The following is a 14755-nucleotide window of genomic DNA, read 5'->3' as shown; positions in this document are numbered from 1 at the left end:
AGCTCCTCGGCTCCTTGCTTCAGTGTCAGTATGTCTCGCTCATCACCTCAAGCCGCGCCAGATGGGGTCAGCTTGGCGCTTACAGCCCATCATGCCAGATAATCTTGATCAGATTGCCGCTGCGGCCGCGGAAGACATAAAGATCGCCGGCATGCGGATCCCGGCCCAACGTCTCCTGAACCTGCAGAGCGAGGCCTTGCATTCCGCGACGCATATCGGTCCGGCCGACCGCCAACCAGATGCGCACCTGGCTCGGAACCGGGATCATGAAACGCCCAGCGCCTTCACCATCGCCGCCGCCAGTGTCGGCGGCGTGGTCAGCGGAATCCGCAGCCGCACCTCTTCGACTGCTATGATGCTATCATCAACGCCGCATGCGAGGCTTGGCACAAACTCCTCGCAGTCCCCGATGCCATCACTTCAATCGGAATGCGGGAGTGGGCCCATATCGGTCAAATGCCATGACTCTTGGTATTAGATGCAATCGCGCGGGACTCATGTTCTTTGCCAAGACGTTTTTACGAAATGCACCGACTTGAAGTCACTGCACGGCATTGGACACTACGTCACTCAGCCGCCGCCTGCTCAACAACTCAAACGCGATGATCAGATCGGATGTTATATTCAAGAATGTCTTGTAAGCCTGAGGAGCCACATTGGATATCACCTGTCTCCAGAAAGCCGCAGCTTACATAAGCATGTTTAGCTACTGCATTGCGCACGTTTACGGCGAGCATGAGTCGGTTGACGCGCGTTCGGTTCGAAGAAACCCACTGGGCGGCCAGCGCGATCGCCGCCTTACCGAATCCATTACCTTGATAGCTTCTGCCGATACGAAGGCTCTGCATAGTAACGGCATCTGGCGGTGCCCATTCTGGTAGCGCTGCCTTTTCAAGTAAAACAAAAAAACCGACGATTTCGTTCCGCGCTGCAATTGCGAACGGGTGCTCAAGCTCGGGGTGTGGACTATTTCGAAGCTCAGAGAACACGACGTACAAGGGATCGACGAATTGTCCCTGCTCGGGCTCAATCTGAAGATGGGAGACAGCAGCGAAGTCGGTGTGAGATAGAGACTCTAGCGTCGCACCGCACTGTCGGTGGGTGAAAGTCGCCCTTTCCGATCCCCCCTCCGGATCAGGTCCGTATAAACCCGTCGATCGCAGTGAAGATGTGATCGAATTCCTTGGCGGCTGATCAACGAAGCTAGAAAGGACATCTTCGAGTGTCCGCCTGCCCCAGATGTACGAGGACCAGCCGTTTAACGTCTCGGTAGGCGCTTTCACAACCAGCGGCTCTTCGCGCTTTGGCTCAGACCAACCGCGTACTGATAAGAGCCAATCTTTGTCATATACAGTTTCGACGTAGCGATGCCCCTCATCAGGAAAGATCGCAACGACCTTCCTGCCCGGGTTCTTTCGTGCCCACCAGTCTGCCACTTTGTAAGCAGCACCGCTGGTGGGGCCCATAAACATACCATAGTTCCGGTGTAATTGATGAGTTGCATGGAACACTTCCCCTGACGTCAGCCAATGAACCTCATCGAAATGTCTGTGATCCACGTTGGAAGGGACAATTTCACCACCTAGACCGCTAAGGTCGAAATGTCCGGTAGGCTGCCCAAACAGAACAGAATTCGGTGTATCAACACCGATCGTATACAGCTCGGGAAACACAGTTCTTAAATATTTGGCGGTGCCGCACATGGAGCCTCCCGATCCAACGGAACCCACCAAGCAGTCGATCTTACCCACTCTGTCAATTAACAGCTCCGCAAATTTCCCGTAGGCGAGCGGATTATTAGCGTTGGAATACTGTGAAGGCCAATAGCTGTCGGGCATGCTCTTCAAGTATTCGCCAAGTCTGTTTAATCGAGCTTGTTGGAACCCACCGGTGGGGGCAGGATTCTCGACAATTTCCACATTTGTTCCAAGCTCGGCAAGGCGCCTTTGGAGGTGCCGGTCGATCGACCAGTCGCTGATGAGTAGGAGTTTGTAACCATGCTGTGCGGCGAGCATGGCCAATGCGAGACCAAATGTCCCAGATGAAGTCTCGCAGAGAGTAGCGCCCGAATTCAGCAACTGTTGCTCCACGGCCTGTTCCAGCATGAAGCGTGCAGGCAGGAGCTTCATAAGGAAGAAGCTGGCGCCATACAGGCCATTGCTCAATTCGACGATTCGAGGGTTTTCGAAATCCTCAAGGTTGCGCATCAAATTAGCCACTTGCCACTCTCCGATCGATTTACTGTGTCACGACAGAGGCCTCAAAGCCCTGGTTTCTCAAGTCACGTACTGCCAGCGTCAACCTCTCAGCATTGTTTTCGCTCGCAGGATCGAATATCAACCCGACTACAGTTCCACTGTGAGCAGCCTGCACGCCCAAAGCACCATGACGAACGCCAATGGCCTCGATGTCATTCACACGCGGCTTTGGCAGGAATCTCTCGTTTATTCGAGTGCTCGCTGTAGCGACGCGCCCTAGCAAGATAAGATCGCTAACATTAACTGCATGACGCAGGAGAGCGCGGAGCGGACGAAATAACTCGATCTCGGCAGGATTGTACTGGGCCGGCTCGAAGTCGAGGGTGTCCACAACTTTGCCGGGCGCTGTATCGATGCTGACAAGATCAACCCGTGGGAGTGATTTTCTGAAGGCCTCTATTACAGTCCCCTCGTGATGTGCGAAGAGCACCGTCGGCCCGGAAAACAGGGTGGAATCACATGCCGTCTCGGCGTTTACAGCAAGTTGCATCACACAATCAGGCGATGCCTGTATCCCCAGATAGTCGAGAACGGCCAAGATACTGGCCAGGACATCGGCAGTGGACGATCCCATGCCCCGCCCGATGGGAATGTTGCTCTCAACCGTCAGCTGTCCGCCGGTTCCAGCTTCTGCGAACCTCTGGAGCGCGAGCTCCGCAGCACGCCTTGCCTTTTCACAACGTCGTGGAACAACCGAGACACCCTCTTCGCTGACCGCCCGGAACTCTGCCTTTGATGTAAGGTGGGGACAAGGCAATGAAACTAGCCCACGGCACAGCCGAGCGCCCTCGTCCTCAAAAACACCTTGGATAAGCTCACCGTGGTGTCCGATAGCCTCACCGCGCCCTTCTGTTGCCCGCATGGCAGACCCTCTCAACTTACGCCGGCTGCAAATGCTGGTGAACCAATTGTCGCCCCGCTTGCAAAGGCCGCTGCCGGTGCTTGAGCCTTGCAAGAGGGACTTCGCAATTGATGTGCCAAGTATGCATCGTGACGGTCTGAAGCGACGTTCCGCATGTTGTTCAATGACTAAGGTAGGCCACCCGTGGGAAGCCGCCGGGACGTCCGCGCGTATCGGATTCGACAAATCGAACATAGGGTGTCGGATACCCGACACTCTCTCAAAAGCGGGTGGATTTTTCGTGATTCCTTTGCCACGTCGGCACAGGTTGTTTTGTTGTTTTCCTGGCAAGCCCCGGTTCTTTCGCATCCGCACGGGGTAACCATGGCTGAGGTCAATGTCGCAAGCAGTTAGCGGGATCAGTTATCGAGACACAGGCAGACAGCAACTGAACTAGACCGATCGAACTTTGTACGGACGGGCCTTCCGAGTTGCGATCGTCGCGGCTGATCCAGCAAGCCACACCTATGTTGGACTCCACAAGTGCGTCGCAATTGACACGAAGGAGAGGACACATGAACCCAAGGACTATCTGCAGCGCAGCAGCTGTATCGGAAGCTGGTCCACGGAGCGTACGGCGAGTTTGCACGCGTTTACGGCGCCAGGCTTGTCGGACGAAGGCTTCGGTAAGCAATGCACCTGGCGATCGCTAAGCCTGTGTCGTGAGCTGATGGACTGGCATGTCGCCAACGGCACGATTCCTAGGATTTAAGCCGTTTCCGTGGAGCGGTTTCTTGAGCACCCTCTAAACACTGGAGCATCGTTTCATGTGGCAAGGAATTCGCCTCGCTGCCGCCGAGACGACGAGCGAGGAATTGGCTGCGCTGGTGCAGATCTTGAACGCGGATGTCATCGATCCATGCTGCCGCTCTCAAAGGCAATCGTCCGGAATGCTCGATCAGCCTCACCATGAAATCCCCGGGGTAGAGTGACCTGCAAAAGCCGACGGCCAATCGTCCGGCGTGACCACACCGGGTGCTGACCGCGCTCGGCGGTCTCGACCACATGCCGAAACATATGCACGATCCCGCGCCGGCCTGCTGTTAACTGCGCCACTTGACCTTTCGAACAAGGCGATTCTAGCCGGCCCTCAACGAATTAACGTAATTTGACCTCCCGCTTGTGAGGCACGCCGCAGTCTCGGCGATGGAACCCGCATCGATCCCGTAGTGCCGATAGACATCCCTTACCGTGCCTGTCTGGCCGAAATGCTCGACCCCAAGGCTGACTGTCCTATGGCCTATCACACCACCCAGCCATGAGAGCGTCGCCGGGTGGCCGTCGATGACGGTGACGATCCTGCAATGCCGCGGCAAGCAGCCAAGCAGGCGCTCAGCATGGCTCACGGCATGCAGATTGCCGCGGTCGCGTTCTCGCTGGGCAGCTTGCCAGCCGGCGTTCAGGCGATCGGCCGACGTGATTGACAAGACGCCGATGTCACGCCGCCGGTCGGCTAGCATCCCCGCTGCAGCAATGGCCTCGGTCGCGACCGTCCCCTGGTAGGCGATGATAAGATCCGCATTAGGCCCTGGTTCCCTTAGCCAGGTAGCCCCGTCGATCACCTCTTGGGCGAAAAGCGGGTTGAGCTTGCGGCCTGGCTGCTCGATCTGACGCGTGCTGAGACGCAGGTAAACGGAGCCACCCGTCTCGTCGCGGAGCCACGTGCGCTCGTCGGGATCATGCTCCCCGTCGCGCTGCAGGTACTCGAACGCCCAAGCCATTATGATGGCAAGTTCGTCGGCGAAGGCCGGCTCAAAGCTTGCAAGCCCGTCCTGGCTCATGCCGATCAGCGGCTGCGCGATCGATTGATGGGCACCGCCCTCACTCGAAAGCGAGATGCCAGACGGCGTACCAACGACTATGAATCGTGCGTCTTGGTAGCAGGCATAGTTCAAGGCATCGAGGCCGCGCGACACGAAGGGATCGTAGAGCGTACCGATCGGCAGCAGCCGCTCGCCGAACAGGGAATGGGAAAGCCCAGCCGCGCCCAACAACAGGAACAGATTCATCTCGGCGATGCCCAGCTCGATGTGCTGGCCCTCAGGCGAGAAATCCCACTTTTGGGCGCTGGGGATGCGCTGGTCGCGGAAGACGTCAGCAAGCTCCCGACGCGCGAACAACCGGCGGCGATTGACCCACGGGCCGAGATTGGTCGAAACCGTGACGTCTGGCGAGGTCGTGACGATGCGGGCGGCGAGTTCGCTGTCGGTTTTGCCGATCGCATCGAGTACCCGGCCGAAGGCGGCCTGGGTCGAGATCTCCTCGCGCACCACGGCCGGGCTGACGGCAACCGTCTGCGGAATGTCCACGCGCCCCGCGCAGTAGCGTCGGTGACCTTTAGAAAAGAACGGCACGGAGTCGAGGAAGGCCTGTATCTCTATCGCCGAGTCGTCCAGCCCCTCGAACCGCTCCCATTCGTGGGCCGGGCGGACCTTCATTTGTTCCTGGAAGGCCTGCATCTGTGCAGAGGTCATCAGCCCAGAATGATTGTCTTTGTGGCCGGCGAGCGGCGTGCCATAACCCTTTACGGTGTAGGCTATGAAGACGGTCGGACGGTCGTGATCGATTCCGTTGAAGGTTTCGCTCAGCGTCCCGAGACAGTGTCCGCCGAGATTGTTCATTAGCTCCGACAGTTCGTCATCGGAGCGCCGATCGATCAGCACACTTAGATTGCCCTGGTCGCCAAGATCGTCGAGCAGGCGCTTGCGCCAGGCGGCGCCGCCCTGGAATAATAGCGCCGAATAGAGTTGGTTCGAGCAGGCGTCGATCCATTTTCTGAGCGCCTCGCCGCCGGGCTCTTCGAAGGCAGCACGCTGCAACGCGCCGTATTTGAGCGTGACGACATCCCAGCCGAATGCCCTGAACACCGTCTCTATTCGATCGCAGAGACCCTCTCGCACGACCCCGTCGAGACTCTGGCGGTTGTAGTCAATAATCCACCAGCAATTGCGCAGGTCGTGCTTCCATCCTTCCTGCAGCGCCTCGTAGACATTGCCTTCGTCGAGTTCAGCGTCGCCGACCAGCGCAATCATTCGACCGGGTTTATCACCGGTAGCGCTCCAGCCTTTGGCGGCGATGTAGTCTTGGATCAATGATGCAAACGGCGTGATCCCGACACCGAGTCCGACGGAGCCCGTCGAGAAATCGACATCGTCCACATCCTTCGTGCGGCTAGGGTATGACTGAGCACCGTGATAGCCGCGGAAGTTCTGCAGCTTCTCAAGTGTCTGATTGCCCATCAAATATTGGATCGCATGAAAGACCGGTGATGCATGAGGCTTGACAGCGACGCGATCCTGCGGCCGCAACACATCAAAATATAGTGCAGTCATCAGCGACACCATCGAGGCCGAAGATGCCTGGTGGCCACCAACCTTGACGCCATCCACTTTCTCGCGCCGGTTCGCCTGGTCGATCATCCAGCAGGCGAGCCATAGAATCTTCCTTTCCAGTCGTTTGAGCTCACGGGTTGCCTTGGCCATTTCACGGGTTCTCTTGCTGTGCTTCTTGGTAGTTTATCGCGCTTTTGTCGCTATTTCCTTGCTATTTCCCTCCCCAATTGATATTTTGCGACAGAAACTGCCACAAACGGAATGGAATGCAGGTGACATCTGCCAAAGTGGATTCGATGGACCGCAGTATGCTGCGGGAATTGCAGGTTAATGCCCGACTGACGAACCAGGAGCTGAGCGAAAGGGTGGGCCTCAGTCCGTCCCCATGCCTACGGCGCCTGCGCCGATTGGAATCCGAGGGGATCATCACGGGGTACTCTGTGACACTCGATGAGGAAAAGCTGGGCTTGCCAGTCGCTATCTTCATGTCGGTGAAGTTGGAACGCCAAATTGACTCCGCGCTCGTCGCCTTCGAGGCCGAGATCAAGAAACACCCCGAAGTTGCCGACTGTTGGTTGATGACGGGCGACAACGACTACCTCCTTCGAGTTTTGACACCGGGGTTGAAGGAGTACGAAACGTTTCTAACTGGGACGCTCACGAAGATTCCCGGGATCGCGTCCATCCAGTCCTCCGTCTCACTCAGGCGTGTGAAGTCTTCCGGATCGGGTATCGTGTAACCGATCATGTCCAAGAACCAACCCTAGTCGAGACCGGTGTTGGTTCTCTGCGGCACTTTAGGCGGAACTGGTCGCACACTGCTACAGGTCGCAATCTGGCCATCGCCGTTTGAACTATCGGCAACACGAGTATGCTTCGCGCCGTCAGCCGCAAGAGGTGTCGGCTTCTCTGAGCCGCTCTTCCACACCCAAGCCATGGGAGCGCTAAACCGGAGCAACCGGCGAACGGTATTTGAAAGCCTACCCAGACTGATAGTTGAGCATCCGGGAACGATACTTTACGACTTTCCCACTCCTGCTGCTGGATATACCGGGAAGTCGGCGATCACGAGGGTCTCGCAGGCCGGGAACACAATGTACTTATATAGAACTGCGCCGCTAACCATTTGGACGTGCGCGCAACTGCACTACCGTGATGAAAGTGTAGCTTTGAAGACCCGTCGAAGGGCTGGGATTAGCACCGGAATTGTCGATTGCTCGATCTGGTAACTCGCGTCTGGATGCATTAATGCACAACATGAATGGACATTAGAAATGACGGAACTCAAATTAAGGACACCAGCACAAGCGCAACATGATTATTCATTGTCGCCTCTGGAGGATTCGGGCTGGTCTACAGTTCCTACTGTTGACGATCTATCTGATGGAGAATTTTCGACCAATTATCGGGATGCGATGCGGCCGGTTCTCTTTCGTAACGGCTGCGCGGCTTGGAGTGCTTGCCGGCGCTGGTCACCCCAGTATTTCAATCGAATCGCCGGAGAACTTACTATACCTGTGAAGACGCTCGACCGCAGCGAGATTAAGCTCTCTCCATGGAAGCTCTCAGAGTACACGCAGTTCCTCATAGAGCATCTACCGAACGAGGATGGAGCAAGCCCAAGAGCAGCTCCCTACTGCCACGACATCCCACTACTTGGCTTGGTGGAAAGCCTAGCCGATGACTGCAAGCCTTTTCCTAAAAATTACCTGACTCCTTGGTATCGTCGGCATTGGTGGCGCTATTCGCAGTTCTTCATGGGTCCGGCGGGCACCGTTACTCCACTCCACTTCGACACACTTCTTAGTCATAACCTGTTTTTCCAGATCTATGGCGAGAAGCAGTTCACCATTATCCCACCTAGCCAAGCTACGTTCTGTGGACGCCGCGGCTGGAGGTGGTTTGATGTGGACCCCGAGCAACCGGACTACGTCCGTTTCCCGAAGTACGAGCAAGCGACACCCATCGTGATTACCGTAGGCGCTGGCGACATGCTGTATATGCCGCCCGGGACCCTCCATCACGTTCGAAGCTTAGCGACTTCGATTTCCTTCAATATTGATTTTCACACGGGACAGAGCGTGTTGGATGCGTTGGCGCAGGCGGACAAGGGAATGCCGACACAAGTTGCTTACTACAATGCAATCACGGCGTTGGGAGTGACCGCCAAAATCCCCGAACGCATTACGTTTCCGTTGTACCGCCCATATTTGAGCTATGTAAGTTGACAGAGATAGTCGCAGACAACCGCAAAGGATTGGCATGAAGCCTATGCGCTCTATCTGGGCAAACCGAATGGGGCGGCCGAAGCTGCGCCACTTCCGCCAGCCGCACGCGGATGATCGCATCGCCCGGCCAGCGCGACGCATAGCCTGGGACTGTCAGGAATTGCGTGTGCGGGCGGGCGGTTGAACATCATGCCGCCATTGCCCTTATGAAGCGCTCGCCGAAGATGACAGCGAACTGGGCCTTGGCCATGGCCCACTCACGAGGTGGCATTTTCCACTCTTTCTCCGATCGGTTCAAGATCAGAAAGAGCAGCTTGGTGGCAGCATCGTCGCTGGGGAAATGGCGCTGACGGCCCGCCTGAGTTTCGAGTTCAACGCCTCGATTGAGTTCGTAACCGGTATGATCATGACGGTGCCATCCGATCCCCGCTGGAGATGAGCGATTTTCGGCGTATGGTGCGACCATCCGGGACAGGGGCACCGGGAGCACGCGAAGTGCGGGCAGGCCGATGTATTCGATGAGCTGCGAGCTCGCGTTAGTAGCTGGCCGCCCCTGCGACCTGCCCGGTTGCGCCGAGAGCGCGGATCCGTAGGTGTCGCGTCACCCGCCGGCTCCCGACTGTTTGAGGAGAGGGAGCCGATGAGACGTGTGATTGGCTGGACATCCACCGCACCTTTGCGGAGGTGGTGGTTTGGGAAGACGGCCGGCTGCGCCATCACGGACGGGTCGACATGACCCGCTCGGGACTGGAAGGGTTCGGCCGCAGTTTGCGACGGACGGATGAGGTTGTCGTCGAGGCCACGGGCAACGCCATGGCGGTGGTGCGAGTTCTGTCGCCTATGTCGGCCGGGTGATTGTCGCCAACCCGATGCAGGTGAAGGCGATCGCCCATGCCAGGATCAAGACCGACAAGATCGATGCCGGCGTTCTGGCGCAGCTCCATGCCAGCGGCTTTCTGCCGGAGGTCTGGGTACCTGACGAGCGGAACGAGCGGCTTCGCCGCCTCGTCGCGCGGCGCAACCAGGTAGTTCGGCATCGCACGCGCGTGAAGAACGAGGTGCATGGCATCGTGCAGGCGCACCTCGTGCCGAAGTGCCCGCATGCCGATCTATTCAACAATCGCGGTCGCGCCTGGCTCGAGCGGCAGGTGCTTCCCGACGACGAGCGGGCCGCTATCGCCCGCCACATCCGCGAGATCGATCGCCTGGCCGAGGATCTGGCCGACCTCGATCGCGACATCGCCCGGGAAGCGGTTGATGATGCGCAAGTCCGGCGGCTTCAGACGATCACCGGCGTCAATGTCATCGTCGCGAGTGGTATCATCGCCGCGGTCGGCGACATCCGGCGGTTCCGCGAGCCGCAGAAGCTGGTGAGCTACTTCGGCCTCAATCCGCGTGTGCGCCAATCCGGTCTTGGCTTGGCGCAATATGGCCGGATCAGCAAACATGGGCGTTCCCATGCCCGCGCCATGCTGGTCGAGGCCGCCTGGGCGGCGGCGAAGACGCCCGGACCGCTCAGGGCCTTCTTCCTACGCATCCGCAACAAGCGTGGTCATCAGGTCGCAGCTGTGGCGGTCGCCCGCAAGCTCGCCGTGCTGATCTGGCATCTGCTGACAAAGGAGCAGGACTACTTCTGGGCTCGCCCGGCGCTGGTGGCGGCAAAGCAGAGGCAGCTCGCTCTCCAGGCCGGCGCGCCGGGCGAGCGCGGTGTCGGTCGCCGCGGTTCGGCTTACGCCTACAACGTGAAGGAGTTGCGAAACAGCGAGAAAGCCGCGGCCGAGAATGCCGAGCGTGCGTACGAGCTAATGGTTCGGCATTGGCGGTCACGCGGGCCGAAGCGGCGCACGGACGCCACAAAGGAGGAACGACTATAACGGCTGCGTGGCGGCACTCTCATCCTCTCGCGCCACTCTTTGCCTCGTGGTCGTCCGTGCCGGACAAATATAGCATAAGGAATGTGCCGGCACGACCGCTGCCTCGGTCCGCTCCAGACTGGCGCCGTGCTCGACCCAGTCAAGCCGTGGCCTGGAAACCTCGCAGCCGGCCGTGCCGCCATCGCACCGGCCAGCCTTGACTGCGTCTCGACACGCTCGCGTGGGAAATCCTGTGGGCCGGGACGAAGAAACAGGCTCACCTGAGCCGAACAAAGAAACGCAACAGGAATCGAAAAAGTCGAAATCAGGCTTGTCGATGTCATCCGTGGTGTAAATGATCCGACGAACGTCGTCAGGAAACGCGAAGAATCGAATGACCTCGCCCCTTGCCCGCAGCCAGCTCTGGCCGATGGCGGGATACCGCTGGCCCCAGGGGCCGATCTCGAATGCCGCCAGCGCCTTTTCGGCGGCATCGGCATCAACAGCGCGGTAGATTTCCTTGAGTGCGCTGTCCTGCGGTCTTTCCAGGACACGAAGTCCATGGAGTTGCGCAGCAGGTGGGCGATGGCATATGTGGACGTATATGGACCCCGCCCGATTGCAATAGGTCGGCTGGATCAGGATCGTTGGTCACAACTGCTGACGTATATCCGGCTTCCTGATGCGGCTGGACAACGTCTTCGCCGCGAGCCCCGATGGATTTCGCGCGCTTCCACCTCATCGGCCCCTAGAGATTGGCCGAAGCCAAGCCGGTCCACACACCAGGTTCGGGAAGCGACGGAATGACCGCTTCACCATCTCCTACCATTTTGCTGCAATTGCCGGGGTGAGACCTCGTTCTGTTATTCCTTCGTTTGCCGCTTCGCTTCAAGCTTCAAGCTGCTTTCACCGACGGTGCGGGCTCGTAGAATGTGCTGCCCGAGAGCATGGCCCACACGATCCTCGCATTCTTGTTGGCGAGCGCGCCAGCCGCGACATTGGGATGCCGGCCGGCCGACCGCCTCGCAGATGGCTTCCGCATCGTTCCGGTCGTTCTTGTTCGACTTGACGTATGGTGTCACGAACTGAGGGCTGATCAGCCGAATCTCATGGCCGAGATCGGAAAGCACCTTTGCCCAATAATGCGCTCCGTTCGAGGTTTCCATCCCGACCAGACATCGCGGCAGATTGGCGAAGAAGCGGGCTACCGCATCGCGACGCAGCGTCTTTCGCAGGACGGCCGTGGCTGTCGACGCCGTGAACCTCGAAGACATACTTCGCAAGATCCAGCTCTATTCGAACGACCTGCATGACATCCTCCTTCGTTGCAGTTGGCGTTCGAGATTTCACCGCGCGCCTAGAGGGCGGGGTCCATACCATTGGCCTCCTCCTTGCAAGACATTGGGCAGTGATTTGATCCCATCGCTTGCGATCATATGTCCGGCCTCTGATTGCGCTCATTCGGTATCGCAGGTTCTTTGTGTCGGGTCATCGTGGGAATCCTTTTTACCCATTATGCCCGCCCGCACACGGAGTTCCTGACAGTCCCCATAGCCTAGGTCTTCGGATCGAGACCGACCAGACCGCACGCACGCCCGTTGCGGGTAGCACTTTCTTTTCGTCGCCCGTGCACCAAGCGCGTCCTTGTCCTGAGCGGCGCTTCTTCAGCGTCGCCGATTCGCCAGCAGCTTCTTGAGCCTGCGGTTCTCGTCCTCAAGGCTCTTTAGCCGCGGAGCGTCCGACACTTCCATGCCGCCACATTGGTCAACGCCAGTGTAAGGGCGTCTCCGCGCTCATGCTTGCGGCACAGCCCGCTATCGGGATTTTCCCGCCTAGTGCCCCTTCAGCATTCCGTCGATCTGTTCTCGCTGAACCGGCTCTTCTTCATCTCTTGTCTCCCTTCGACGGACTCCCAATTCAAACCGAGTTTTCCAGGGGGCAACGTCATGCAGAACTTTGAGCGGACGCCATGCGAAAGGCGCCGCGCCAGGTCATGCGCCCACTGATCCTTGGACGACGTCGCGCCGGATCAGTTCTCGAGATTTATCCCGACATCAGCAGCTCTTGCCCGCGAGAAAGCGAGCGTGGCGATAGCGGTGTCCTGAATTCCCGTGCCAGTCAGATCCGCGATTGTGATCTCGCCAAGTCCGGTACGGCCATTTGCGCGACCGGCGATAATCTGCCCCAGCTCGGGAAATTCCGCATCAGCGCCAACCGCACCTGCTTTGATCCCATGATGCAGTTCACCAAGCCTGCGGGTCTGCTTAAGAACGTCGGCGACATAGAGGTCCGCTCTGCGGATCGCGGCCGGGTCGATTTCGTTCTTGTGTTCGGCATCCGAACCCATGGCCGTCAGGTGCTGACCAGGCTCGAGCCATTCTGAGAGTATGATCGGTTCTTTCGCCGGAGTGGTTGTTACGATAATGTCGGCGCCACTGACTGCGGCCTGCGGATTGGCAAAAGCCCTGACGTCCATCGCAAGCATTGAGGAAAGCTCAGCGGCAGCAGCCTTGGCTTTTGCGTGATCGCGCGCCCAGATGCGGGCTTGCGAGATCGGTCTCACGAGTTTCAGCGCCTCCAACTGCAGCTTTGCCTGCATGCCCGCCCCGAAGATAGCCGCCACCGTCGAGTTTTCGCGGGACAGATGGCGTGCCGCCACTGCTCCGGCTGCCGCCGTCCGCAGATCCGTCAGATAACCGTTGTCGAGCAGGAGTGCCTGGACGAGCCCCGTCCGGCTGGAGAGAAGCACCATCATTCCGTTGGTACTAGGCAACCCGATCCTCGGATTGTCGAAGAAGCCTGGACTGATCTTAATAGCGAAGCCGTCAAGATCGGGAACATAAGCGGTCTTTACATCGACCTCGCCGCGATGTTCGGGGACGTCGAGCCTCAGGATCGGCGGCATGGAAACGGCCTTAGTTGCGAGCGCCCTGAAGGCGTCTTCGACGCAATCGACGGTTTCACCGTCAAGGTTGACGATCTTTCTAAGGTCGCGCTCCGTGAGGATAGTCATAGAGGTCATGTTGATTCCTTTCTTGCCAAAGCAGTTGTGCCATTAATCACGCAGCGATGAACGTTCATATCGACGTTCCTACCGATAGAATTGCTATGACCGGCCCTGATGAAGTTACCTTGCCCGCAATGAGAGCGGCGATCCCCACAGCGGCCGCGCCTTCGATGACCTCGCGCCCGAAAAAATAGGCGTGACGCATTCCCTTGGCGATCTCGCTTTCGGAAAGGAGCACAACATCGTCGAGCAGATCGCGGCACATCGCGAAGGTGAGCCTGTTATCGATGCCGATGCCTCCACCTAGCGAGTCAGCGAAGCTCTCCTCCTCTCTAACTTCAACAGGCCGCCCGGCGTCGAGGCTGGACTTCATGGCCGCCCCGCGTTCCATCGTGATGCCGACAATCCGGACCGCCGGATCAAGCGCCTTCATTGCAGCGGCCACGCCCGAGGCTAGCCCACCCCCGGAGAGCGGAACAAGAATGGTCGCGACTTCGGGGCAATCCTTGTAGATTTCGATCCCAAGCGAGCCCTGCCCGGCGATCACTCGCGCGTCATCAAACGGGGGAACCGCGACCAGCCCTTCCTCCTCGACGATTCGGTCGACCTCGCGCTGAGCGTCATGCTGCGAGTTGCCGACAATATGCACCGTGGCGCCGAGGCGCCGGATTTCTTCGATTTTGTTTCCCGGCACGAGCCCCGACACGCAGATGGTGGCGGCAGCGCCTTGTGCCTTTGCCGCATAAGTTAGCGCTCGCCCGTGGTTTCCGGTGGAGGCCGCAACGACCCCACGCGCCCTCTCCTCCGATGTCAGGGAAAGAACCGCATTGGTTGCACCCCGTAGTTTGAAGCTTCCGGTCGTCTGGTGATGTTCAAGCTTCAGCAGGACGGTTTGGCCGATCTGGTCGCTCAATTCCTGAGATTTAACGAGGGGGGTGTGGCGAACGTGGCAAGCAATGTGCTCCGACGCGACGATGATCTCCCGAAAACTGACTTGTGAAGTATTGTGCATCGGATTAGTCTTCATCCCATAGCTTGCACATTTCGGAGACCAACCCAGAGCCCTCAACGAAAAGGGCTGCCGCCGAACATTGCCGGCAACAGCAAAACGCTTCAGGAGAAGGCCGGAGAATCGAAGTACGAGTTGGCTTAATATTGCTTTTGCCACACCCGGCT

At 58.4% G+C, this 14755-nt stretch carries 8 protein-coding genes and 7 pseudogenes; 3 read left to right on the top strand and 12 right to left on the bottom strand.

The features are described from left to right. Positions 1 to 79: 79 nt before the first annotated feature. The 5 genes from tnpB to NKH83_RS30565 all read right to left on the bottom strand — a co-directional run bounded on the left by tnpB (position 80) and on the right by NKH83_RS30565 (position 6641). Positions 80 to 268 carry an IS66 family insertion sequence element accessory protein TnpB gene (gene tnpB, locus NKH83_RS30590; RefSeq protein WP_032917824.1) on the bottom strand — a complete coding sequence of 63 codons (189 nt, stop codon included), beginning with the start codon at positions 266 to 268 and terminating at the stop codon, positions 80 to 82. Continuing rightward, on the bottom strand, positions 265 to 390 hold the full coding sequence (locus tag NKH83_RS30585) for a hypothetical protein (RefSeq protein WP_352808794.1): 126 nt from the start codon (positions 388 to 390) through the stop codon (positions 265 to 267). Before NKH83_RS30585 ends, tnpB begins: the two co-directional genes overlap by 4 nt. A 203-nt stretch (positions 391 to 593) precedes the next feature. After that, positions 594 to 2219, bottom strand: coding sequence for a pyridoxal-phosphate dependent enzyme (locus NKH83_RS30575; protein WP_352808792.1), 1626 nt, complete (start codon positions 2217 to 2219; stop codon positions 594 to 596). A 19-nt stretch (positions 2220 to 2238) separates the two neighbouring features. After that, positions 2239 to 3120, bottom strand: a complete 882-nt coding sequence (locus tag NKH83_RS30570) for a GHMP family kinase ATP-binding protein (protein ID WP_352808790.1) — start codon at positions 3118 to 3120, stop codon at positions 2239 to 2241. A 1118-nt stretch (positions 3121 to 4238) separates the two neighbouring features. Continuing rightward, positions 4239 to 6641, bottom strand: coding sequence for a thiamine pyrophosphate-binding protein (locus NKH83_RS30565; RefSeq protein ID WP_352808787.1), 2403 nt, complete (start codon positions 6639 to 6641; stop codon positions 4239 to 4241). Between the two features lie 116 nt (positions 6642 to 6757). On the opposite strand from NKH83_RS30565, the gene NKH83_RS30560 reads away from it, so the two are divergent. Then, positions 6758 to 7231, top strand: coding sequence for an Lrp/AsnC family transcriptional regulator (locus NKH83_RS30560; RefSeq protein ID WP_352808784.1), 474 nt, complete (start codon positions 6758 to 6760; stop codon positions 7229 to 7231). Between the two features lie 534 nt (positions 7232 to 7765). Further along, positions 7766 to 8719, top strand: a complete 954-nt coding sequence (locus NKH83_RS30555) for a cupin-like domain-containing protein (protein ID WP_352808781.1) — start codon at positions 7766 to 7768, stop codon at positions 8717 to 8719. 187 nt (positions 8720 to 8906) lie between these two features. Here the strand turns inward: NKH83_RS30555 and NKH83_RS30550 are convergent. Continuing rightward, positions 8907 to 9118: pseudogene (locus NKH83_RS30550) on the bottom strand (transposase); the annotation flags it as partial. A 258-nt stretch (positions 9119 to 9376) separates the two neighbouring features. On the opposite strand from NKH83_RS30550, the pseudogene NKH83_RS30545 reads away from it, so the two are divergent. Next, positions 9377 to 10593 (top strand): annotated as a pseudogene (locus NKH83_RS30545) (IS110 family RNA-guided transposase). A 312-nt stretch (positions 10594 to 10905) separates the two neighbouring features. Here NKH83_RS30545 and NKH83_RS30540 read toward each other — a convergent pair. The 6 genes and pseudogenes from NKH83_RS30540 to eutB form a co-directional block, all read right to left on the bottom strand. Further along, a pseudogene (locus NKH83_RS30540) lies at positions 10906 to 11159 on the bottom strand (transposase); the annotation flags it as partial. A gap of 308 nt (positions 11160 to 11467) precedes the next feature. Beyond that, positions 11468 to 11587, bottom strand: a pseudogene (locus tag NKH83_RS31770) (IS110 family transposase); the annotation flags it as partial. Beyond that, a pseudogene (locus tag NKH83_RS30535) lies at positions 11576 to 11883 on the bottom strand (IS110 family transposase); the annotation flags it as partial. The pseudogenes NKH83_RS31770 and NKH83_RS30535, both read right to left, overlap by 12 nt. 368 nt (positions 11884 to 12251) lie before the next feature. Continuing rightward, positions 12252 to 12329: pseudogene (locus NKH83_RS30530) on the bottom strand (hypothetical protein); the annotation flags it as partial. Between the two features lie 272 nt (positions 12330 to 12601). Continuing rightward, positions 12602 to 13594: an ectoine utilization protein EutC gene (gene eutC / locus NKH83_RS30525; RefSeq protein ID WP_352808779.1), complete on the bottom strand. Its 993-nt coding sequence runs from the start codon at positions 13592 to 13594 to the stop codon at positions 12602 to 12604. Further along, positions 13591 to 14591, bottom strand: a pseudogene (eutB, locus tag NKH83_RS30520) (hydroxyectoine utilization dehydratase EutB). The gene eutC and the pseudogene eutB overlap by 4 nt, the downstream one beginning before the upstream one ends. Positions 14592 to 14755: the final 164 nt, after the last annotated feature.

Origin of the sequence: Mesorhizobium sp. M0909 (assembly GCF_040319515.1) — a bacterium.
Classification (GTDB): Bacteria; Pseudomonadota; Alphaproteobacteria; order Rhizobiales; family Rhizobiaceae; genus Mesorhizobium.
Note: the sequence above shows the minus strand (reverse complement) of the source record. Positions and strands in the feature narration are given on the sequence as shown.

Coding starts and splice junctions, on each gene's coding strand:
- tnpB (WP_032917824.1), bottom strand. CDS start 268: ATGATCCCGGTTCCGAGCCAGGTGCGCATCTGGTTGGCGGTCGGCCGG.
- NKH83_RS30570 (WP_352808790.1), bottom strand. CDS start 3,120: ATGCGGGCAACAGAAGGGCGCGGTGAGGCTATCGGACACCACGGTGAG.
- NKH83_RS30565 (WP_352808787.1), bottom strand. CDS start 6,641: ATGGCCAAGGCAACCCGTGAGCTCAAACGACTGGAAAGGAAGATTCTA.
- NKH83_RS30560 (WP_352808784.1), top strand. CDS start 6,758: ATGCAGGTGACATCTGCCAAAGTGGATTCGATGGACCGCAGTATGCTG.
- NKH83_RS30555 (WP_352808781.1), top strand. CDS start 7,766: ATGACGGAACTCAAATTAAGGACACCAGCACAAGCGCAACATGATTAT.
- eutC (WP_352808779.1), bottom strand. CDS start 13,594: ATGACCTCTATGACTATCCTCACGGAGCGCGACCTTAGAAAGATCGTC.